Source organism: Neisseria sp. P0004.S004 (genome assembly GCF_051963335.1).
GTDB lineage: Bacteria > Pseudomonadota > Gammaproteobacteria > Burkholderiales > Neisseriaceae > Neisseria.
This window is the reverse complement of record NZ_JBQCUK010000011.1, coordinates 18838-40855: the sequence shown is the minus strand read 5'-3', so window position 1 is coordinate 40855 and position 22018 is coordinate 18838. Positions and strand designations below refer to the sequence as shown.

The 22018-nt window shown below is 49.8% G+C and carries 17 protein-coding genes and 1 pseudogene; 8 read left to right on the top strand and 10 right to left on the bottom strand.

Translation table 11 applies throughout. The annotated features are described in order from the left end of the window. Window positions 1–365: 365 nt before the first annotated feature. Genes ACTHRY_RS09775 through ACTHRY_RS09765 form a run of 3 tightly spaced genes read left to right on the top strand, consistent with a single transcriptional unit; the run spans window position 366 to window position 3852 of the window. A complete protein-coding gene (locus ACTHRY_RS09775) occupies window positions 366–1676 on the top strand; it encodes a paraquat-inducible protein A (RefSeq protein WP_079453771.1) in 1311 nt (436 codons plus the stop codon). Then, window positions 1673–3334 (top strand): intermembrane transport protein PqiB, encoded by a 1662-nt coding sequence (gene pqiB, locus ACTHRY_RS09770; RefSeq protein WP_049323153.1) that lies wholly within the window; start codon window positions 1673–1675, stop codon window positions 3332–3334. Before ACTHRY_RS09775 ends, pqiB begins: the two co-directional genes overlap by 4 nt. Next, window positions 3334–3852: an ABC-type transport auxiliary lipoprotein family protein gene (locus ACTHRY_RS09765; RefSeq protein WP_049323152.1), complete on the top strand. Its 519-nt coding sequence runs from the start codon at window positions 3334–3336 to the stop codon at window positions 3850–3852. The genes pqiB and ACTHRY_RS09765 overlap by 1 nt, the downstream gene beginning before the upstream one ends. Before the next feature lie 60 nt (window positions 3853–3912). On the opposite strand, the gene grxB is transcribed toward ACTHRY_RS09765, so the two are convergent. Continuing rightward, the gene (gene grxB / locus ACTHRY_RS09760; RefSeq protein WP_049323151.1) at window positions 3913–4623 is read right to left on the bottom strand and encodes a glutaredoxin 2; all 711 of its coding nucleotides are present in this window, start codon (window positions 4621–4623) and stop codon (window positions 3913–3915) included. Window positions 4624–4711: 88 nt separating this feature from the next. Here grxB and ACTHRY_RS09755 point away from each other — a divergent pair, with 88 nt between their 5' ends. From ACTHRY_RS09755 to putA, 4 genes are all read left to right on the top strand, one after another. Next, window positions 4712–6925, top strand: coding sequence for a RelA/SpoT family protein (locus ACTHRY_RS09755; RefSeq protein ID WP_049323150.1), 2214 nt, complete (start codon window positions 4712–4714; stop codon window positions 6923–6925). Between the two features lie 198 nt (window positions 6926–7123). Next, entirely contained in the window at window positions 7124–7918 is a 795-nt protein-coding gene (locus ACTHRY_RS09750) for a formate/nitrite transporter family protein (protein WP_049323149.1), read from the top strand. A 452-nt stretch (window positions 7919–8370) separates the two neighbouring features. Next, window positions 8371–9897, top strand: coding sequence for a sodium/proline symporter PutP (gene putP / locus ACTHRY_RS09745; RefSeq protein WP_049323148.1), 1527 nt, complete (start codon window positions 8371–8373; stop codon window positions 9895–9897). A 222-nt stretch (window positions 9898–10119) separates the two neighbouring features. Continuing rightward, entirely contained in the window at window positions 10120–13725 is a 3606-nt protein-coding gene (putA, locus tag ACTHRY_RS09740) for a bifunctional proline dehydrogenase/L-glutamate gamma-semialdehyde dehydrogenase PutA (RefSeq protein WP_049323147.1), read from the top strand. Between the two features lie 58 nt (window positions 13726–13783). Here putA and nth read toward each other — a convergent pair whose 3' ends face one another. The 4 genes and pseudogenes from nth to ACTHRY_RS09720 form a co-directional block, all read right to left on the bottom strand. Then, a complete protein-coding gene (nth, locus tag ACTHRY_RS09735; protein WP_049323145.1) occupies window positions 13784–14413 on the bottom strand; it encodes an endonuclease III in 630 nt (209 codons plus the stop codon). A gap of 123 nt (window positions 14414–14536) precedes the next feature. After that, window positions 14537–15916, bottom strand: coding sequence for a Na+/H+ antiporter NhaC (gene nhaC / locus ACTHRY_RS09730; protein ID WP_049344642.1), 1380 nt, complete (start codon window positions 15914–15916; stop codon window positions 14537–14539). Window positions 15917–16096: 180 nt separating this feature from the next. After that, a complete protein-coding gene (locus ACTHRY_RS09725) occupies window positions 16097–16720 on the bottom strand; it encodes an alpha/beta fold hydrolase (RefSeq protein ID WP_440374215.1) in 624 nt (207 codons plus the stop codon). Window positions 16721–16834: 114 nt separating this feature from the next. Further along, window positions 16835–17062, bottom strand: a pseudogene (locus ACTHRY_RS09720) (glucose/galactose MFS transporter); the annotation flags it as partial. Window positions 17063–17311: 249 nt separating this feature from the next. Here ACTHRY_RS09720 and ACTHRY_RS09715 point away from each other — a divergent pair. Continuing rightward, window positions 17312–17725, top strand: coding sequence for a YqaA family protein (locus ACTHRY_RS09715; RefSeq protein WP_049359720.1), 414 nt, complete (start codon window positions 17312–17314; stop codon window positions 17723–17725). Between the two features lie 64 nt (window positions 17726–17789). Here the strand turns inward: ACTHRY_RS09715 and ACTHRY_RS09710 are convergent, their stop codons facing one another. The 5 genes from ACTHRY_RS09710 to ACTHRY_RS09690 all read right to left on the bottom strand — a co-directional run bounded on the left by ACTHRY_RS09710 (window position 17790) and on the right by ACTHRY_RS09690 (window position 21965). Further along, window positions 17790–18983, bottom strand: coding sequence for an amino acid aminotransferase (locus ACTHRY_RS09710; RefSeq protein WP_049323141.1), 1194 nt, complete (start codon window positions 18981–18983; stop codon window positions 17790–17792). A gap of 98 nt (window positions 18984–19081) precedes the next feature. After that, on the bottom strand, window positions 19082–19732 hold the full coding sequence (locus ACTHRY_RS09705) for an HAD family hydrolase (RefSeq protein ID WP_049323139.1): 651 nt from the start codon (window positions 19730–19732) through the stop codon (window positions 19082–19084). 89 nt (window positions 19733–19821) lie between these two features. Continuing rightward, window positions 19822–20145, bottom strand: a complete 324-nt coding sequence (locus ACTHRY_RS09700) for a hypothetical protein (RefSeq protein WP_049323167.1) — start codon at window positions 20143–20145, stop codon at window positions 19822–19824. 11 nt (window positions 20146–20156) lie between these two features. After that, window positions 20157–21119: a cation diffusion facilitator family transporter gene (locus ACTHRY_RS09695; protein WP_049323138.1), complete on the bottom strand. Its 963-nt coding sequence runs from the start codon at window positions 21117–21119 to the stop codon at window positions 20157–20159. 15 nt (window positions 21120–21134) lie between these two features. Continuing rightward, window positions 21135–21965 (bottom strand): ferritin-like domain-containing protein, encoded by an 831-nt coding sequence (locus ACTHRY_RS09690; protein WP_049323137.1) that lies wholly within the window; start codon window positions 21963–21965, stop codon window positions 21135–21137. Between the last annotated feature and the right edge of the window lie 53 nt (window positions 21966–22018).

The following is a 22018-nucleotide window of genomic DNA, read 5'->3' as shown; positions in this document are numbered from 1 at the left end:
GGCCTTTATGGTTAAAAATCCGTCTAATTTGAAAAGAATTGTTTTAAAAACAAAGAAGATAATTTTTAGCCTACTTCAGGTTCGTTGACCGTGTACCTTCCACAAATCTACAAGGATTATCGTGTTTTTAAATATTGAGAATATATCTTATTTTTATCCTAATGGAAATAAACCAAACTAAGACCTATTAATAAAATTTAACGGTCCATAGCAATAACCTTCTGAAGTCTTTTCAAACTTTTCAGACGGCCCAAACCTTATTAAGCAGCTGCCATTCAATCAAATATCGACCTAAATTTGGGCTATCCTTCTGTTTTCCTTTATAATGCGACACTCTTTGCACCTTCTTTATCCCCTGCCGAACCATGAAACGGATTCCTGCCTACCATCGCTGGTGGCGCTACAAGTCTTATCTTCCTGATGCGACGCTGCCTGCACATACGGTGGAATGCCCGGATTGCGGCTGCCGTATGGATATTCCGCGCCTGCGTCAGGGGCAGGAAGCGCATTGTCCGGTATGCAACCATGAAATCGTGGAGGTGGAAAACAATCCGTATATCGCGCCGATTGCCTATGCGCTGACAACCTTGATTCTGATGGCGTTCGCGTACAATATGGTGTATATCCGCGTCGATTTGTTCGGCGTAACATCGATTTTGTCGTTGCCGCAAATGATGCAGCTTTTGATTTCGCTGGATTACGGTTTTCTGGCAGAAGTGATGTTTATCCTTACCTTCGGAGCACCTTTACTGTTTTTACTGCTCTGCCTGTATGTTTATACGGCTTTGATACGCGAAAAGGCCTACCCTGCGCTGCGCTTTGCAACGCGCGTATTGGTGCGGCTACGCCATTGGATTATGGTGGATGTGTTTTTTATTTCCACTTTGGTGGCGTATATCAAACTCTCGTCCGTTGCTACGGTAGAGTTTGGTTCGGCGTTTTATCTGATGTTTCCGTTGTCGGTCATGCTGATTCGGACTTCGGTATCGATTCCGCAGCATTGGGTTTATTATAAGATTCACCGTTTAACCGGCGGCCATGCGGTTCAGACGGCCTCTGAGGACAAAATCTGTTGCAGCCGCTGCCTGTATTTCCGCAATAAAGACGAGCAGCCTTGCGGCGTATGCGGCGCAGACTTATACCGCCGCCGCCCGAAAAGCCTGAGCATTTCGCTGGCGTTTTTAGTGGCGGCGTTTATCCTGTATTTCCCTGCCAACATCCTGCCGATTATGATTTCGTCCAACCCGACGGCTTTGGAGATCAATACGATTTTCAACGGCATTGTTTATATGTGGGACGACGGCGACCGGTTGATTGCGGTGATTATTTTCAGCGCCAGTATTATGGTGCCGGTATTGAAGATTATCGCAATGGCGGTTTTGATTTATTCCGCATACTTCAAACCCGTGATGAGCGCGGACAAAATGTCGGTTTTGTATCGAATTACCGAATCCATCGGCCGCTGGTCGATGATCGATATTTTTGTGATTATTATTTTGATGAGTTCGTTCCACACCAATATGGCGCGCGTTGTGCCGGGCGGTGCGGCGGTTTATTTCTGCCTGGTCGTTATTTTGACCATGCTTTCGGCCTATTATTTCGATCCCCGTCTGATTTGGGACAAGCAACAGCAGCTTTCAGACGGCCTTGATTCTGAGCAGACCTTAACACAATGAAAAAACACGATTCTTCACCCAATTATCACGCCCCGGCGCGTGTCAAGAAAACCAATGTCTTCACGTCTGTCGTGTGGCTGATTCCGTTGATTGCGCTGATTGCCGGCGGCTGGCTTTTGGTTAAAGACATCCGCAACCGCGGCCCTGTCGTTACACTGTTGATGGACAGCGCGGAAGGCATCGAAGTCAACAACACCGTTATTAAAGTGTTGAATGTCGATGTCGGACGCGTTACCCGCATCAAATTGCGCGACGACCAAAAAGGCGTGGAAGTTACCGCCCAACTCAGCGCCGATGCCAAAGACCTTATCCGCAGCGATACCCAATTTTGGGTGGTCAAACCGCGTATCGACCAAAGCGGCGTTACCGGCTTGGGCACTTTGCTTTCCGGTTCATATATTGCATTTACACCGGGCAAAAGCCAAGAAACCCAAGATGTGTTTGTCGTGCAGGACATTCCACCGATTGCCGCCATCGGCCAAAGCGGCCTGCGCCTAAATTTGATCGGCAAAAACGACCGCATCCTCAACGTCAGCAGCCCTGTTTTGTATGAAAACTTTATGGTCGGTCAAGTAGAAAGCGCGCATTTCGACCCGTCTGACCAAAGCGTGCATTACACCATTTTCATCCAAAGCCCCAACGACAAACTGATTAATTCCGCCAGCCGCTTCTGGCTGGAAAGCGGCATTAATATCGAAACCACAGGCAGCGGTGTCAAACTCAATTCCGCCCCTCTGCCTGCCCTGCTGTCCGGCGCAATTTCCTTTGATTCGCCCAAAACAAGCGACAGCAAAAACGTCAAAAGCGAAGACAGCTTCACGCTTTATGACAGCCGCAGCGAAGTGGCTAACCTGCCTGACGACCGCTCGCTGTATTACACCGCATTCTTCAAACAATCCGTACGCGGCCTGACTGCCGGTTCGCCCGTCGAATACAAAGGCTTGAATGTCGGCGTGGTTTCCGATGTTCCTTATTTCGACCGCAACGACAGCCTGCATTTGTTTGAAAACGGCTGGATTCCCGTGCGCATCCGCATTGAGCCTTCCCGTTTGGAAATCAATGCCGACGAGCAAAGCAAAGAGCATTGGAAACAACAATTTCAGACGGCCTTAAACAAAGGCCTGACTGCCACCATCTCCAGCAACAACCTGCTGACCGGCAGCAAAATGATTGAATTGAACGATCAGCCTTCCGCCTCGCCCAAGCTGCGACCGCATACCGTTTATGCCGGCGATACCGTTATCGCAACCCAAGGCGGCGGTTTGGACGATTTGCAGGCAAAAGTGGCCGACTTGTTAGACAAGTTCAACAATCTGCCATTGGATAAAACCGTTGCCGGCTTGAACGGCTCGCTTGCCGAGCTCAAGTCCACCCTCAAATCTGCCAATGCCGCTTTAAGCTCTATTGACAAACTGGTCGGTAAACCGCAAACGCAAAACATTCCGAACGAGTTGAACCAAACCCTGAAAGAATTGCGTCAAACCCTGCAAGGCGTATCGCCTCAATCGCCTATCTATGGCGACGTGCAAAATACGCTGCAAAGTTTGGACAAGACTTTAAAAGACGTTCAACCCGTGATTAATACTTTGAAAGAAAAACCCAATGCGCTGATTTTCAATAACAGCAGCAAAGACCCCATCCCGAAAGGAAGCCGATAATGCGCCTCTTCCCGATTGCCGCCGCCCTGACGCTTGCCGCCTGCGGCACCGCGCAAAGCACACAATATTTCGTCCTGCCCGACAGCCAGTACATCCGTCCGGCTGCGCACGGCAACGAAATCGCGGTCAAAGTCAACCTTGCCGAACCGCTTGCCAACGGCGGCCTCGTTTACCAAACCGATACCTATCATGTGAACTTGGCGAAAAACCATCTTTGGGCAGCGCCGCTCGATGGCGCGTTGGCAGCAAACCTCAGCAACAAGCTCAACCGCCTCAATCCGCGCCATACTTTCGTCCCTGCTTCACGCAGCCAAAGCAGCCAAACCCTGAAAGTCTATATCGAAGCCTTCCAAGGCAGCTATCAGGGGCAGACCACCATCAGCGGTTATGCACAATGGCCGGACGGACGCAGCAAACCGTTTAACGCCGTCACGCCACAACAAGGCGACGGCTATACCGCCATGCTTGAATCATTGGAAAACGGTTTGTCACAGGTTGCCGATACGATTGCTTATTAAACTTAAACGAAAGGCCGTCTGAACATTTTCAGACGGCCTTTTTTATGTTTCAAACATTCATCACAATGCGCGGTCAAAATACAGAGCCACGCCGGATCGCTCGCTCATCGCCAACAAATAATCCATCAATTTTTGCGGCCATTGAATACCGCGCACAACGGTCAGGTTGCGCAAAATAGGGAAAGTCAGAATATCTTCCAAACTGATTTCACCGCCCAAACCCTCGCCTTCACACACCAGCGTTTCCAATTCTGCCAAGTCCTGATGCAGACGTTCCAGATACTGCGCCGTTTTGTTCAGATTAGTCTCGAAATTGCCGATATTTTTCTCTTTTTTGTCGATATAGTATTGTTTCGCTTCATCGGTCTCAAATTCGGGCAGGCCGATTTTGACCATACGCGGCTGTACCAATTTGTTATTGTATTCGCCCACTTTGTCCAACCAAGCCTGAACCTCAGGACGAACCTCTTCTTTCAGACGGCCTTGATCGATATAGCGGACAATATCCAAACTTTCACCCATAAACGAACCGTCTTCTTTTTGCAAAATCGGCACTTGTTTTGAGCCAATCATGCCAATCGGCGTAGCTTCGTCATCGTTCGCCAAGACGACCTCTTCCACCTCCACATCGCGCAAGCCAAAAATCATCCGCGCACGAACGCAAAACGGGCAATGGTCGTAAATATACAGTTTCATCGAAATGCTCCTTAAAATTTCAAAACGGTTAACCATAACACCCAAGGCCGTCTGAAACAAGGCTTCCTGAAACATAGTGCCACCTTTGCATACAAATCTAGGGCTGCCGGCAATAAACTGTTACAATGGCAACGTTTTTATCAAAAAGAAAAAAACGCACGCCATGACCACTATTCGCCAAACGCCCCAAACATCGAACGTAACGCTGGAAGGCCTCCTCGCATGGTTCGACGGCTATGTCGCCGCGCTGCCTGATCCCGATAAAAACCTGATTCAGACGGCCTTTGACCTGGCTAAAGAACATTATCCCGCCGATGCCCTAACGACTTACGGCGAGCCTTTAATGGAACATTTTCTCGGCTCGATGCAAATCGTCAGCGAACTCGACCTCTTGCCCGATGCCGTAGCCGCTACGATTTTGTCCGACATCGGCAAATACGTTCCCACTTGGCAAGAATTGGTTACCGAACGCTGCAACAGCACCGTTTGCGAGCTGGTCAAAGGCGTAGACGAAGTACAAAAACTGACCCAATTCGCACGCGTGGACAGCCTTGCTACGCCGGAAGAGCGCGCCCAACAAGCCGAAACCATGCGTAAAATGCTGTTGGCGATGGTTACCGACATCCGCGTCGTCCTGATCAAACTGGCCATGCGCACGCGCACCCTCCAATTCTTAAGCAACGTTCCCGACAATCCTGAAAAACGCGCCGTTGCCAAAGAAACCCTCGACATTTTTGCCCCCCTCGCCAACCGCTTGGGCGTGTGGCAACTCAAATGGCAGCTCGAAGATTTGGGCTTCCGTCATCAAGAGCCGGAAAAATACCGCGAAATCGCCCTGCTTTTGGACGAAAAGCGCACCGAGCGCCTCGAATACATCGAAAACTTCCTCAATATCCTGCGTACGGAACTGAAAAAATACAATATTCATTTTGAAGTTGCCGGAAGACCGAAGCACATCTACTCCATTTACAAAAAAATGGTGAAGAAAAAGCTCACTTTCGACGGGCTGTTCGACATCCGCGCCGTGCGGATTCTGGTCGACACCGTTCCCGAGTGTTACACCACGCTGGGTATCGTCCACAGTCTCTGGCAGCCGATTCCGGGCGAGTTCGACGACTACATCGCCAACCCGAAAGGCAACGGCTACAAAAGTTTGCACACCGTTATCGTCGGCCCGGAAGACAAAGGTGTGGAAGTCCAAATCCGCACCTTCGACATGCACCAATTCAACGAATTCGGTGTCGCCGCCCACTGGCGTTATAAAGAAGGTGGCAAGGGCGATTCCGCCTACGAACAGAAAATTGCCTGGTTGCGCCAACTCTTGGACTGGCGCGAAAACATGGCCGAAAGCGGCAAGGAAGACCTCGCCGCCGCCTTCAAAACCGAACTTTTCAACGACACGATTTATGTTTTGACCCCGCACGGCAAAGTCCTCTCCCTGCCTACGGGCGCCACCCCCATCGACTTTGCCTACGCCCTGCACAGCAGCGTGGGCGACCGTTGCCGCGGTGCAAAAGTCGAAGGACAAATCGTGCCGCTGTCCACGCCTTTGGAAAACGGACAACGCGTTGAAATCATTACTGCAAAAGAAGGCAATCCTTCCGTCAACTGGCTCTACGAAGGCTGGGTCAAATCCAACCGCGCCATCAGCAAAATCCGTGCCTTCATCCGCCAGCAAAATGCGGATACCGTGCGCGAAACAGGCCGGGCCCAGTTGGACAAACAGTTGTCAAAAATCTTCCCCAAACCCAATCTGCAAGCACTGGCGGAAAAACTCGGCTTCAAAAAAACCGACGAACTCTATACGGCCATCGGCCAGGGCGAGATTTCCAACCGCGCCATCAGCAAGGCCTGCGGTGCTTTGATCGAGCCGGCTCCGGTACCGGTTGACGAGACCAATATCGTCAAACAGTCCAAAATCAAAAAAGGCGGCAAAAACGGCATTCTGATTGACGGCGAAGACGGCCTGATGACCACGCTTGCCAAATGCTGCAAACCCGCGCCGCCCGATGATATTGTGGGCTTTGTTACCCGCGACCGCGGCATTTCCGTCCACCGCTGCACCTGCCCTTCTTTCCGCCACCTTGCCGAGCAGGCTCCGGAAAAAGTGTTGAACGCAAGCTGGGCAGCCCTGCAGGAAGGACAAGTATTTGCCGTCGATGTCGAAATCCGCGCCCAAGACCGCTCCGGTTTGCTGCGCGACGTTTCGGATGCGCTGGCACGGCACAAGCTCAACGTTACCGCGGTGCAAACCCAATCGCGCGATTTGGAAGCCAGCATGCGCTTTACCCTTGAAGTCCGCCAAGTCAACGACCTGCCGCGCGTATTAGCCAGTCTGGGCGACATCAAAGGCGTTTTAAGCGTAACGCGCTTATAATTTCCATTCCTCCATCTAAAGGCCGTCTGAAAGTATTGCTTTCAGACGGCCTTTTACACATCGGCTGCCAATATATAACCTACGCTTCTATCCTTACAATCAGCCGTTATTTCCTGTCCGCCGTATTCTCAGGCAAACTCGCCATCCGTATGATAAAGAAAGATATTTTTATTCTTATATTAACCTTAAGGAAACTTCATGGATACACGAGACCTGTTCCCTCATGAAATTTTGCAGGACGCCATCGGCAAGAGTTGCGCCAAATCTGAATTCAGCATCAAGATGTTGGTGATTTTGAGTTTCTTAGGCGGCGGTTATGTCGGCTTCGGCTATCTTGCCTGCCTGCGCGTCATCAGCGGCATTCCTGCCGAATGGAACGGTCTAGCCGCCCTGTTGGGCGCATCCGTGTTCCCTATCGCACTGATTTGTATCTTAATCGGCGGCGGCGAGTTGGCAACAGGCAATATGATGATTATGGCCTTGGGTAAGCTGACCGGCCGAGTCAGCACCCACAAACTGGTGCGCAACTGGCTGATTGTCAGCTTGGGCAATCTGGCAGGAGCCGTAGCCATGGCTTATTTCCTCGGCCACTACGTCGGCCTTGCCGAAGGACCGGCCACAGCGAAAACCATTGCCATTGCCGAAGCCAAAGTCAATATGGACTTCGGCCGCGCATTCGTTTCTGCCATCGCATGTAACTGGATGGTGTGTATGGGCATCTGGTTTTACTTCGGCGCACGCCATACTTCAGGACGAATCTTAGCCATGTGGTTCCCGGTTATGATCTTCGTATTAATCGGCTTTCAACACTTTGTTGCCAATATGTTCATCATTCCGGCCGGCATTTGGGCGGGCGCAAACGTCAGCTGGGGTCAATTTTTCTACAACATGATTCCTGTTTTCTTAGGCAACGTCCTGGGCGGATCATCCTTTGTCGCGGCCTCTTATCTCTTTGCTTACAAACACTTATTAAAAGACGATTTTTCTATTTGATGTAGTCTTTTTTTCTAAAAACCCCGTATCTGCCCGACACAGATACGGGGTTTCTGCATAGGGCCGTCTGAAAGCCCAAGTCGTTTAATTACTTTTTCTCTTTAATCCCCAAAAAACATCAGGAAAGATAGTTTCACACACTTTCCTTCGTCATCATCGGTAAAAATTTATATATTTTTATGTTTTTAAATGACTTAGCCAAAAGGCGGCATCAATTTCGAATAAAGGCTGAGTTCTTCGCTTTGCAAAAGCGACTTTTTGCGGTATGCTGATTTAAATTATTTACAATTTAATGCATTAAGATTTCGTATTTTATTGTATTTGAAAATAATTTATCCTGTCTCTCTCGCAAAAAACAGGATTTTTAAGCTGTATTTTTATTAGAAAAAAGTTTGGGTATGAATTGCTTGCAATTTCAAACCCGTTTTAAAAGTTAGATGAGGAATAAGTACATGAATCCCATGTATATCACTTTCGCGATCTATTTGGTCGCCGTACTACTGATCGGCCTTGCCGCCTATTTTTCAACCCGCAACTTCGACGACTACATCCTCGGCGGCCGTAGCTTGGGCCCGTTCGTGACCGCGATGTCTGCCGGTGCTTCCGATATGTCAGGTTGGCTCTTGATGGGTTTGCCCGGTGCCATTTACCTGAGCGGTTTGAATGAAGCTTGGATTGCCATTGGTCTGATTGTAGGCGCATACTTCAACTGGCTTTTGGTTGCAGGCCGTCTGCGCGTGCATACCGAATACGCCAACAACGCACTGACGCTTCCTGACTACTTCTTCCACCGCTTCGGTGCCGGCGGTCACTTGATGAAAGTGGTTTCCGCACTGATTATCTTGTTCTTCTTCACTATTTACTGTGCTTCAGGCATCGTGGCCGGTGCTACCCTGTTCCAAAGCCTGTTCCACGGTATGTCTTACACTCAAGCCATGTGGCTGGGTGCCGGCGCAACCATCGCCTATACCTTCTTGGGCGGTTTCTTGGCCGTAAGCTGGACCGATACCCTGCAAGCTTCTTTGATGATTTTTGCATTGATCCTGACCCCTGTAATGGTGTACCTGGGCTTGGGCGGTGCAGATCAAATGAATGCCGCTATGCAACAAGTCGCTGCCTCTACCGGTAAAGAATACGGCAGCCTGTTTGCCGGTACAACCGTCATCGGCATTATCTCCACCGCCGCTTGGGGCTTGGGCTATTTCGGCCAACCGCACATCTTGGCTCGCTTCATGGCTGCCGAAAGTGCCAAATCCCTGGTTTCTGCACGCCGCATCGGTATGACTTGGATGATTCTGTGTATGGCCGGTGCCGTGGCTGTCGGCTACTTCGGTATCGCTTACTTCGGTGCCAACCCTGCCCACGTTGATGAAATGAACGGCAACCACGAGCGTATCTTCATCGCCTTGGCCACCCTGCTCTTCAACCCTTGGATTGCCGGTATCATCTTGAGCGCGATTCTCGCCGCCGTAATGTCCACTCTGTCTTGCCAATTGTTGGTTTGCTCCAGCGCGATTACCGAAGACTTCTACAAAGGCTTCCTGCGTAAAAAAGCACAACAAGCCGAGTTGGTATGGATTGGCCGTCTGATGGTTTTGGCGATTGCCGTGATTTCCATCCTGATTGCTTCTGATCCTAACAGCAAAGTATTGGGCTTGGTGGCTTACGCATGGGCAGGTTTTGGTGCCGCATTCGGCCCGGTTGTTATCCTGTCTGTACTGTGGAAACGCATTACTGCCTACGGCGCACTCTCCGGCATGATTGCAGGTGCACTGACTGTAGTGGTTTGGGCCGAGTGGATCAAAAAACCTGCTTTGGCCGCACAAGAAACAGGTTTCACTACTGTCTATGAAATCGTCCCCGGCTTTATCATTTGCACACTCGTGATTGTTTTGGTGTCCCTGATCGACAAAAAACCTTCACGCGAATTGCAAGAACGCTTTGAAAAAGCAGACGCAGAATACCGCGCCTCTAAATAAGGTGTTTTCAGACGGCCTGCATGATTCCGTGCAGGCCGTTTTTACGACATAAACTGTTTCAAAATAATCTGATACTTATCAGAAAAAACAGCAATTTATGCGGATGCATCTTGTATCCGCATCATAAATTTATTACGATATTACTATCCTTCAGAATACCTGTTTTAGCAATCCTATCCAGGCCGTCTGAAATCATGAAAAAACCTCTGGAGAACTTAAATAATGTTTAACTTTGCTTTTCCAACACAAACTCCTTTGCGCCAAGCGATAACCGATGCCTACCGCCGCGATGAAATCGAAGCCGTACAGGATATGTTGCAACGTGCACAGATGACCGACGAAGAGCGCAACGCCGCTTCCGAGCTTGCTCGTCGTTTGGTTACCCAAGTCCGTGCCAGCCGTACCAAAGCCAGCGGTGTAGATGCCTTGATGCACGAGTTTTCCCTCTCCAGTGAAGAAGGTGTTGCACTGATGTGTCTGGCCGAAGCCCTGCTGCGCATTCCGGACAATGCCACCCGTGACCGCCTGATTGCCGACAAAATCTCTGAAGGCAACTGGAAAAGCCACTTGAACAACAGCCCTTCCCTCTTCGTTAACGCGGCCGCATGGGGTCTGCTGATTACCGGCAAACTGACCGCGACAAACGACAAACAGATGAGTTCCGCATTGAGCCGTCTGATCAGCAAAGGTGGCGCGCCTCTGATCCGTCAAGGCGTTAACTACGCCATGCGCCTGCTGGGCAAACAGTTCGTCACCGGTCAAACCATTGAAGAAGCGCTGCAAAACGGTAAAGAGCGCGAAAAAATGGGTTACCGCTTCTCCTTCGATATGTTGGGCGAAGCCGCATACACCGAAGAAGATGCCAACCGCTACTACAACGACTACGTTCAAGCCATTCACGCCATCGGTAAAGATGCCGCAGGCCAAGGCGTTTACGAAGGCAACGGTATTTCCGTCAAACTTTCCGCCATCCACCCACGCTACTCACGCGCCCAACACGAACGCGTGATGAGCGAACTGCTGCCGCGCCTGAAAGAATTGTTCCTTTTGGGTAAAAAATACGATATCGGTATCAACATCGATGCCGAAGAGGCCAACCGTCTCGAATTGTCTTTGGACTTGATGGAGGCTTTGGTTTCCGATCCTGACTTGGCCGGCTACAAAGGTATCGGTTTCGTTGTTCAAGCCTACCAAAAACGTTGCCCGTTCGTTATCGACTACCTGATCGACCTGGCCCGACGCAACAACCAAAAACTGATGATCCGTTTGGTTAAAGGCGCATACTGGGACAGCGAAGTGAAATGGGCCCAAGTAGACGGCATGGACGGCTACCCGACTTACACCCGTAAAGTCCACACCGACATCTCCTACCTTGCCTGCGCACGCAAACTCTTGGATGCTCAAGATGCCGTGTTCCCACAATTTGCCACACACAACGCCTACACCTTGGGCGCAATCTACCAAATGGGTAAAGGCAAAGACTTCGAACACCAATGTCTGCACGGCATGGGCGAAACCCTGTACGACCAAGTGGTCGGCCCGCAAAACTTAGGCCGCCGCGTACGCGTGTATGCCCCGGTCGGCACACACGAAACCCTGCTTGCCTACTTGGTACGCCGTCTGTTGGAAAACGGTGCGAACTCTTCTTTCGTGAACCAAATCGTTGACGAAAACATCAGCATCGACCGCTTGATTAAGAGCCCGTTTGACACCATCGCCGAACAAGGCATCCACCTGCATCCGGCCTTGCCTCTGCCGCGCGATTTGTATGGCAAAGGCCGTCTGAACTCCCAAGGCGTCGATTTCAGCAACGAAAACGTATTGCAAAACCTGCAAGAAAAACTCAACCAAGCTTCTTCCGAAGACTTCCACGCTGCATCTATCGTCAATGGCGAAGCGCGTAACGTGGGCGAAACGCAACCCGTCCGCAACCCTGCAGACCACAACGATGTTGTCGGCACTGTCAGCTTTGCCGATGCAGCCTTGGCTCAAGAAGCTATTGGTGCAGCCGTTGCCGCCCTGCCGGAGTGGAGTGCCAAACCTGCTTCAGAACGCGCCGACTGCCTGCGCCGTTTTGCCGATTTGTTGGAACAACACACGCCTGCATTGATGATGCTGGCCGTCCGCGAAGCCGGTAAAACCCTGAACAACGCCGTTGCCGAAGTACGCGAAGCCGTTGACTTCTGCCGCTACTATGCCAACGAAGCTGAAAACACCCTGCCTAAAGATGCCAAAGCCGTCGGCGCAATCGTTGCCATCAGCCCATGGAACTTCCCATTGGCCATCTTTACCGGCGAAGTCGTTTCCGCCCTGGCTGCCGGTAACACCGTTATCGCCAAACCTGCCGAACAAACCAGCCTGATTGCTACTTACGCCGTTTCCCTGATGCATCAAGCCGGTATTCCGACTTCTGCGCTGCAACTCGTACTCGGCGCAGGTGATGTCGGCTCCGCCCTGACCGGCGATGCCCGCATCGGCGGCGTGATCTTCACCGGTTCTACCGAAGTAGCGCGCCTGATCAACAAAGCCCTGTCCAAACGCGACGACAGCCCTGTCCTGATTGCCGAAACCGGCGGTCAAAACGCGATGATCGTAGACTCTACCGCCCTGCCGGAACAAGTCTGCCTCGACGTATTGAACTCTGCCTTCGACAGCGCGGGCCAACGTTGTTCCGCCCTGCGTATCTTGTGTGTTCAAGAAGATGTTGCCGATAAAATGATCAACATTATCAAAGGTGCAATGGATGAGCTGGTTGTCGGCAAACCGATCCAACTGACCACAGACATCGGCCCTGTCATCGATGCTGAAGCCCAACAAAACCTGTTGGCCCACATCAACAAAATGAAAGGCGTAGCGAAGGCTTACCACGAAATCAAAACTGCCGCCGACGTTAATGACAACAACTCTACCTTCGTTCGTCCAATCCTGTTTGAATTGAACAACCTGAACGAGTTGCAACGCGAAGTGTTCGGTCCTGTACTGCACGTTGTCCGCTACCGCGCCAGCGAATTGGATCAACTCATCGACCAAATCAATGCCAAAGGCTATGCTCTGACTAGCGGTGTACACAGCCGTATCGAAGGCACTGTCGACCACATCCGCGACCGCATCGAAGCCGGTAACATCTACGTTAACCGCAACATCGTCGGTGCCGTTGTCGGCGTACAACCTTTCGGCGGTCACGGCTTGTCCGGTACCGGTCCAAAAGCAGGCGGTTCATTCTATCTGCAACGCCTGGTACGTACTCCTGAATGGGTTGCCCCAACCCTCAGCCGCATCGGCCAAGCAGACGAAGACGCGCTCAAACGTTTGGAAACCCTGGTTCACAAACTGCCGTTTAACGCCGAAGAGAAAAAAGCCGCAGCCGCAGCTTTGGGTCACGCCCGCGTCCGTACCCTGCGCAAAGCCGAAACCGTATTGGTCGGCCCGACCGGCGAACGCAACTCATTGAGCTGGCGTTCTCCAAAACGCGTTTGGGTACATGGCGGCAATCTGCTGCAAGCCTTCTCTGCCCTGACCGAGCTGGCAGCCGCAGGCATCCAAACCGTTGTTGAGCCTAACAGCCCGTTGGCTTCCTACTCAGCCGATTTGGACGGTTTGTTGCAAGTCAACAGCAAACCTGAAAACGCAGGCATCAGCCATGTTGCCGCTATCGAGCCTTTGAGCAGCGAGCGCAAACAAGAGTTGGCCGGCCGCGACGGTGCGCTCATCCGCATCCTGCCTTCCGAACAAGGTCTGGACATCCTGCAAGTATTTGAAGAAATCTCTTGCAGTATCAATACTACCGCTGCCGGCGGTAACGCCAGCCTGATGGCAGTTGCCGACTAATCACAGCCAAATCAAAGGCCGTCTGAAATTCAGACGGCCTTTTTTTATCTGTTTTTATTTACATTTTTGCCGGATATTCGCACAAATCATTAATCAAACATTTGCTGCATTGCGGTTTCAAAGCCTTACATGTATAGCGGCCGTGCAAAATCAACCAATGATGGGCATCCATCAAAAATTCTTTGGGAATAAAGCGCATCAGCTTGTCTTCAACTTCACGCACATCCTTGCCCGGCGCGATTTTGGTGCGGTTGGCCACACGGAAAATATGGGTATCGACCGCCATAACAGGTTGCCCGAAGGCAGTATTCAATACCACGTTGGCGGTTTTCCGGCCGACACCTGGCAAAGATTCCAAAGCCTCGCGGTCGGCAGGCACTTCGCCATTGTATTTTTCCAGCAAAATACGGCAAGTCTGCATGATGTGTTTGGATTTGGTTTTGTAGAGGCCTATGGTTTTGGTGTATTCCATCACGCCGTCCAGCCCCAAATCCAACATAGCTTGCGGCGTATTGGCAACGGGAAAGAGTTTGGCAGTCGCTTTGTTCACACCGACATCCGTCGCCTGAGCAGACAATAAAACAGCGATGAGCAGCTCAAACGGCGAGCTGAAATTCAACTCGGTAGTCGGATGAGGATTGGCAGCGCGGAAACGCTCGAAAATTTCTTGGCGGATTTGTTTGTTCATTGTTTGGATTATTTTTTTATTGGCGCAGCAATTATAGTGAAATCATGTTGATACGGCTACTTCAAGTAAAACAAGGCCGTCTGAAACGCATTCAGACGGCCTGATGATCAAACAGCCTACTGTTTATTTTTTACTCAGAGTCAGCCCTGTCCAGCCAAACACCAGCGTCAGAGCCAAGCTCAAGTAGCAGAAGAAGGCGTAAGGCAGGTATTCCCAAACAGGCACACCCAAGGCATGGCTGATGAATACGCCGCAGACACTCCAAGGCACCAACGGGTTGATGACTGTACCCGCATCTTCCAGCGTACGGGCAAGGTTGCGCGAATGCAGGCCGAGTTTGTCATAAACCGGCTTAAAGGTTTCGCCGGAAAGCAGGATACTCAAATATTGCTCGCCAATCAGGAAGTTGACGCCGACCGATGTCATGGCCACGCTGAAAGTAGCGCGTCCGGCATTGGTCAGGAACGCACGAATGGCTTCCAACAAAGACGGAATCACACCAATGCTGAACAACAGGCCTCCCAAGCTCATGCCGAGTATCACGATGGTTTGCGTAAAGAACATGCTTTCCAAGCCGCCGCGCGAAATCAAGCGGGCAATGTCTTTAAATGCTTCGCCTTCAAGTTTGTATCCGCTGTAAAACCACGCGCCCAGCTGTTTCAAATCAGGCGTACTATGGAAGTAAGTCACAATCAGTGCCACCACAACGGTAAACAGCATAGCCACAATGGCATTGACGCGCATCAGGGCGAGGACAACCAATAAAGCAAACGGAATCAGCGAGTAGGCATGCACCAAACCGGTTGCTTCCAATTGCGCGCGGAAAGCCTCGACGCTGTTCATATCATGCGCGGCAACATTGGGCAAGAGCCACAACATCAAGGCCGCACTGATCAACCACGCAGGCACAGTGGTGTACATCATGTTTTTGATGTGCTCGAACAAATCAATGCCGACAATCGAAGCGGAAATACCGGTCGTATCGGAAAGCGGCGACATTTTATCGCCGAAAAACGCACCCGACACAATCGCACCTGCCGTCATCGCCATATCGGCATGAAACGCAGCCGCCATCCCCATAAATGCCACGCCAACAGTTGCACAAGTCGTCAAACTACTGCCGATGGAAATACCGATGATCGAGCAAAGCGCAAACGCCGAAAAATAAAAATAAGTCGGCGAAATCAATCCGAAACCGTAATACATCAGCGTCGGAATCGCACCACTCATCATCAGCGCGCTGACCATCAGGCCGATAAAGAAAAACAGATAAATCGCGCCCATGCCCTGCCCGACCGCGCCTATCATACCGTTTTGCATATCTTGATATTTCAAGCCACGCATCAAACCGTACAAAAGCAAGACCACGATCGCCGTCACAATCGACATATGCGGCAGCCATTCAAGCGAAATAATCGTATAACCCATTGCAGCCACCAAAGCTAAGGCCACAGCGATGGCCTCAAAGCGCGGCATATTAAGTAAGGATTTGAAAGCAAACATTGTTCTTTGCCTTTTTAATAAGTATTTAACAGATTTTAGCATAACAGGCCGTCTGAAAAACCGGTTTCAGACGGCCTGTTGATTATTTTACGAAAGCAACGCTCACAAATCCTTGCCATTTTCTTTAAAATAAACGAATTATTTAGAATAAAATATTTTTTAATTAAAATAAATAGTATTTTATTGCTTTTTAAAATATCCATCATGCAAAAATGCCACCACTTGCTCGACCGTTTTACGGTTAAACAGCATACCGCTATGGCTGACAGGTAAAACAATATGATCGCGCATATTCGGACAATGCGTTTCGCTGACCAAAACCGTACCATCATGTTCGCCATGCAAACCTAAAACACGGCCCAGACCATACGGTTTGTTACCGGCGATACTGCCCAGCTCAACACCCTCTGGCAATTCAGGCATACCGCCGTCCAATGCGCCTTTATACGAGCCGCCCAATACCGGCTTTTGCAAACCCATATTGAACACACGTTGCGCGGCACGGCTGCCTTGGTGCGGCGTACCCATGGTAACGATACGGCCGCTGACTTTATCCGGATATGCCGCCGCAAAATTGCGTAAAACCAAGCCGCCCAAACTATGGCCGACAAAGTGCAGCGTTTCATCAGCATGGTTCTCATCAATCCATCGGGCCAAGTCCTCAACATGTCGGTTCATCGAATGCAACACACTGCAATAATCGAACAGCGCAACTTCAAAACCTTCTTGTTCCAGCAAATACGCCAGCGGTCTCATGACCCACGAATGCATGTGCAGACCATGCAGCAAAATGATTTTGGCCATTTTTTCCTCCTGTCATTTAAATCATTATGCCACAAAGTCAAAAGGCCGTCTGAAATCCCATAAGGTTTCAGACGGCCTGTTATCATGATGGATTATTCGTCAGCTTTGTAGCCTTTTATAGCCGATTTTGCCGACCAAATAGCCCATCGGAATCGACATAATCGCATAAGCGGTAAAGAAACAGAATTGAATCAGCATTGCCTGAACATAAGTCAGGTCGAAAATATCTTTCAAATGCGGAATCAAAATATCGTTCATGCAGGTAATGAAACCCATCATGAAAAAGAGTGTGGTTAGAACAACCAGCGCAGGAGTATGATTTGCCTTTCGTTTTGTTAAGATTCGCTGGAAAAACGAGCTTAAATCAGTTCATTAAACTTAACACCCATTAACAGCCGCCCGTATCATACTGATAATCCGTCACTTTGAAAACTATTTTCTAACAGCCGACTACATTATCCTTCAACCGTTTAATTTTAAAAAATTCAATAATATTGGATTTATCTTTTGATAGATTAAAAAACAAAGGCATAATCCTCTTATTAAGCCTGTTATTTCTTTTTTACAATACTCCTTGATATAACTCAAAATATGCCTCTTCTTTACGCTTACCTTGGCCTGATTGCCTCTGCCTTTACTTCTGCCACACTACTTCCAGGTACATCCGAGGCGGCATACGCCGCATTTGTGTACCAATACCCGCAACACGCCCTCGGCGCATGTTTGTGTGCCGGATTGGCGAATGGCTTGGGCAGTATGGTTTCGTATTACATGGGCAGGATGTTTCCAAATAAAAAAAGGCCGTCTGAAAAAGTATTGGCGCGCATAAAACGATGGGGAATTTGGCCGCTATTGTTCGCATGGTTGCCGATTATCGGCGATGCCCTCCCCCTTGCCGCAGGCTGGCTCAGGCTCAATGCCCTGCATTGCGCCATTATTCTGATTGCAGGCAAACTGCTGCGCTATGCGATGATTTATTGGGGGATGAACGCAGTTGCCGGATAAGCTGACAAGTCAAAAATAAAGGCCGTCTGAACGATTCAGACGGCCTTTGCCTTTAATTCGACAATTACAACACTTTTACAATGCTCTCGCACAAATAATCGATATTGTCATCAGTAATGCCGGCAACGTTGATGCGGCCGGAGCGCACGGCATAAATGGCAAACTCGTTTTTCAAACGGTCGACTTGTTCGGGAGTCAGACTGCTGAAAGAGAACATACCGTTTTGTTCGATAATGAAATCAAAGTCTTGGCTAGCACCTTTAGCCTTGAGCAACTCGACAAATTTTTGACGCATGGCTTTGATGCGGCCGCGCATTTCATCGAGTTCGGCAATCCATTGTGCTTTCAAATCATCATTTTTCAACACCAGCGCAATGGTGTTCGCACCGTGTGAAGCCGGGTTGGAATACAAGGTACGGATGATGGTTTTGACTTGGCTGTGGGCGCGGGCTGCTGTTGCTTCATCTTCGGCCACCAAAGTGAACGCGCCGACGCGCTCGTTGTACATACCGAAGTTTTTGGAATAAGAGCTGGCAATCAGCAATTCTTTATTGTATTTCAAGAATACGCGCAAGCCGTAGGCATCTTCTTCCAAGCCGTTGCCGAAGCCCTGGTAGGCAAAGTCAAACAGTGGCAACCAGCCTTTTTCGGCAGAAAGTTTTGCCAAAGTTTCCCATTGTTCGGGCGTAGGGTCGATGCCGGTAGGGTTGTGGCAGCAGCCGTGCAGCAGGACGATGTCGCCTTTTTGCGCTTGGCTCAAGTCTTCAATCATGCCGTCCCAATCCAAACCGTGTTTGGCGGCATCGTAATAACGATATGGTTTGTCTTGGATACCGACTGCTTTGGCGATGGCGTTGTGGTTTGGCCAAGTCGGATTGGAAATCCAGATGGTTTGCGCGTTCAACTGGCGTTTGACAAATTCGGCCGCAATACGCAATGCGCCTGTACCGCCAAGGCTTTGCGCTGTTTTGGCGCGACGGCTAGCAATGATTTCGTGGTCTTTGCCAAACAGCAGAATTTGGGTTTGCTCGTTGTAATCGGCAACGCCGTCGATGGTGAGGTAATTTTTAGTTGTCTCGCTTTCCAACAGGCGTTTTTCAGCCTCTTTGACGGCTTTGACAATAGGCGTTGCGCCGGATGCGTCTTTGTACACGCCGATGCCGAGATTGACTTTTTCGGGACGGGTTTCGGCTTTAAACGCTTCGCCCAAACCTAAAATCGGATCAGCAGGAGCTGCTTCGATATGCTTGAAGAACATGATTTTTCTCTTTACAAGTAGTAAAACGGTTGAAAAAATACAAATTTATGTAATTTTACGCCGTTTCAGGCCGTCTGAAAACGGATTATTACAGGGTTTTAACGCAAGATTGCCAACAAATCCAAAGGCGTGGCAATACGGAAATCGGCAAGCCAGTTTTCGGTTTGGTCTTCAGCGGAAATATAGCCCCAATCGGCAAGCACGGTTGTCATCCCGGCATTCTTGCCTGCCTGTATATCGCGCTCGGCATCGCCGACATAAAAACATCGCTGCGCCTCAACGCCAATCTGTTCGCACGCATAAAACATAGGCTTCACGCTGGGCTTGGGTTCATCGCAAGTATCGCCGCTGACAATCACGGCGGGAGGCACGGTAAACCCGAGTTTAGGCACGAGGACATCGGTAAAACGCATGGGCTTGTTGGTGATAATTCCCCATTGGATACCGCGTTGAACTAAGGCTTCCAGCATTTCATTTACGCCGTCGAACAAGATGGTTTGGTCGGCATAGCAGCGGCTGTATTCATCCAAAAATTCTTTGCGCCATTGCATATAGTCCGGATGCTCGGGCGTAATGCCTGCACCGAGTTTGAGCAAACCGCTCGCACCGTGGCTGGCCTGCGGACGGATTTCATCCATGCTTTTTTCAGGCAAACCGTGTCGGCGCAATACCGTGTTGAGCGCGCCACCCAAATCAAGTGCGGTATCGGCAAGCGTGCCGTCAAGGTCGAATAATACGGCTTGGGTCATAAGTGTTCCTTTGATGATTTTAGAAGGCCGTCTGAACAATTCAACAAGTTTCAGACGGCCTGAATATGGTTAATGGTGATGATAAATTTTTAAACATCTAAACCGCATTGCTTTAATTTTTTACGCGCAATGCTTTTCTGTTCTTCTGTGAACAACGGCGACCATCGCTCTTGGAGAATTAAATACTCCATGCTGATTTTTAATCCTTTTTCTTGGCCTGCAAGGTATAGCTCTCCTAAGCCTTGGCTAATATCTGGCGAAGCCAGTAATTTATCGGCTGCAGCCTTACCACCCATCTCATCTACCATTTGCTTAAACCGCGTAGCCCTATAAGGCGTTGGTAATTTCTTTGCCAAATCATAAATTTCCAACATGGCATGATGAAAATCTGCCTCTAATTGTTTCTTATCCATTTTTTTCCTCATTATTCATTATGATGTTCATGCATTTCATGATGTTCATGCATTTCCTGCGAACACAAAACTTCATCTTTATGCGGGTGCCGTTCGCTTTCAATCTGAATCGTACAATGCCCGATGTTGTGATGCGCCAATTCATGTTCGATGCGGTAGGCGATTTGTTCGGATTCGGCAACCGTCATGCTGCCATCTACGACAATATGGCAGGATAAAACGTGGATATTGCTGGTAATCGTCCAAACATGCAAGTCGTGAACGGATTTTACGCCCTCCGTATTGCGGATCACGCTGAGCAACTCATCGGTATGGATGTTTTCCGGTGCACCTTCCATCAAAATGTGCAAAGTCTGTTTAAACAGCGTCCAGCCGCTGCGCCCTACCAAAGCCGCCACCAATACGCTGGCAACTGTATCCGCCCATTGCCAGCCATACGCCATTATCAGCACTGCTGCGACAATCGCCCCTATCGAGCCGAACAAATCGCTGATTACATGCAGATACGCGCCGCGCATATTAACGTTTTCTTCGGTATCGCTATTTTTCAACATATAAACGGCGACGCCGATGTTAACCAGCAACCCGATAATACTGACCACCAACATGCCGCCCGTCAAAATTTCCGGCGGATAAAACAATCGTTTGACTGCTTCATAAAAAATCATCGCCGCAATCAACACCAGCGACAATCCGTTAAACATTGCCGTCAAAATTTCAAAACGCTTGTAACCGAATGTCTTTTGCAGCGTGGTCTGTTTCTCGCCAAGTTTGAATGCCCACAATGCCATGCCCAACGAAAACGCATCGCTGAACATATGCCCCGCATCGGAAAGCAGGGCCAAAGAATTGGTCAGCCAGCCGCCGACCGCCTCAACCAGCATAAATCCGGCAATAACAAAAAATGAAATGCGCAATACCTGCTTGTTGGCGGTATGCGTATGCGCGTGCGAATGATCGTGATGATGTGCCATGATGGTTTTAGCGTTTCAGACGGCCTTTTTATCCTGTTTCAAACTTTTCTCAAAATCTTCCAACATATCCAGCTCGAAACGGCTGAATCCAGCACGTTCCCGCGCTTCGATATTGACGTAGCCGCGGAAGATAAACATATCGTAACGTGCAATCAGGCTGCGGAACAGGGCGACCGGTTCCAAACCGCGCTCACGGCAAAGATGCTGATACCAATGATTGCCGATGGCGACATGCCCCACTTCATCGCGGTAAATAATATCCAGCACATCGCAGGTTTCCATATCGCCGCGCTGCGCCACTTTTGCACGAATACCCGGCGTAACATCCAAACCGCGCGCTTCCAATACCCGCGGCACCAAAGCCATGCGTAACAAGGGATCGTAAGCGGTTTTATACGCCATGTCCCACAAATGCCCGTGCGCTTCAAAATCGCCGTAATCGTAGCCCAAGCTGTTCAGACGGCCACGCATCAAGCCGAAGTGAAACACTTCTTCTTTTGCCACCCTTACCCAATCGCGCACAAACTGAAACGGCATATTGCGGAAACGATACGCCGCATCCAAAGCCAGATTAATCGCGTTAAATTCAATATGCGCAATCGCATGCAACATCGCCGCATAGCCTTCGACCGTATTCATCTTGCGCGGCGTAACTTCCGAAGGCGCAACCAAACGCGGACGCAACGGATGGCCTGCAAAACGGCAATCCACGGGTTTCGACGCTTCAGCCGTCAAGCCTGCCGCCTCGCCCAACTGCGCAAACAAGGCCTGCGTCAATTTTCCTTTTTCATCCGGATTGTCCGACAGCAAAGCCTGTTCCAATAAAGGATAAGGATTCAGATACATACAAAACCATTGTTTTCAAAAGATAAATATTATAACCGTTTTAAAAAGCAAAC

Excerpts from the sequence above, each read along its gene's own strand:
- ACTHRY_RS09775 (WP_079453771.1), top strand. The coding sequence starts at position 366 with ATGAAACGGATTCCTGCCTACCATCGCTGGTGGCGCTACAAGTCTTAT.
- pqiB (WP_049323153.1), top strand. The coding sequence starts at position 1,673 with ATGAAAAAACACGATTCTTCACCCAATTATCACGCCCCGGCGCGTGTC.
- ACTHRY_RS09765 (WP_049323152.1), top strand. The coding sequence starts at position 3,334 with ATGCGCCTCTTCCCGATTGCCGCCGCCCTGACGCTTGCCGCCTGCGGC.
- grxB (WP_049323151.1), bottom strand. The coding sequence starts at position 4,623 with ATGTTTCAGGAAGCCTTGTTTCAGACGGCCTTGGGTGTTATGGTTAAC.
- ACTHRY_RS09755 (WP_049323150.1), top strand. The coding sequence starts at position 4,712 with ATGACCACTATTCGCCAAACGCCCCAAACATCGAACGTAACGCTGGAA.
- ACTHRY_RS09750 (WP_049323149.1), top strand. The coding sequence starts at position 7,124 with ATGGATACACGAGACCTGTTCCCTCATGAAATTTTGCAGGACGCCATC.
- putP (WP_049323148.1), top strand. The coding sequence starts at position 8,371 with ATGAATCCCATGTATATCACTTTCGCGATCTATTTGGTCGCCGTACTA.
- putA (WP_049323147.1), top strand. The coding sequence starts at position 10,120 with ATGTTTAACTTTGCTTTTCCAACACAAACTCCTTTGCGCCAAGCGATA.
- nth (WP_049323145.1), bottom strand. The coding sequence starts at position 14,413 with ATGAACAAACAAATCCGCCAAGAAATTTTCGAGCGTTTCCGCGCTGCC.
- nhaC (WP_049344642.1), bottom strand. The coding sequence starts at position 15,916 with ATGTTTGCTTTCAAATCCTTACTTAATATGCCGCGCTTTGAGGCCATC.
- ACTHRY_RS09725 (WP_440374215.1), bottom strand. The coding sequence starts at position 16,720 with ATGGCCAAAATCATTTTGCTGCATGGTCTGCACATGCATTCGTGGGTC.
- ACTHRY_RS09715 (WP_049359720.1), top strand. The coding sequence starts at position 17,312 with ATGCCTCTTCTTTACGCTTACCTTGGCCTGATTGCCTCTGCCTTTACT.
- ACTHRY_RS09710 (WP_049323141.1), bottom strand. The coding sequence starts at position 18,983 with ATGTTCTTCAAGCATATCGAAGCAGCTCCTGCTGATCCGATTTTAGGT.
- ACTHRY_RS09705 (WP_049323139.1), bottom strand. The coding sequence starts at position 19,732 with ATGACCCAAGCCGTATTATTCGACCTTGACGGCACGCTTGCCGATACC.
- ACTHRY_RS09700 (WP_049323167.1), bottom strand. The coding sequence starts at position 20,145 with ATGGATAAGAAACAATTAGAGGCAGATTTTCATCATGCCATGTTGGAA.
- ACTHRY_RS09695 (WP_049323138.1), bottom strand. The coding sequence starts at position 21,119 with ATGGCACATCATCACGATCATTCGCACGCGCATACGCATACCGCCAAC.
- ACTHRY_RS09690 (WP_049323137.1), bottom strand. The coding sequence starts at position 21,965 with ATGTATCTGAATCCTTATCCTTTATTGGAACAGGCTTTGCTGTCGGAC.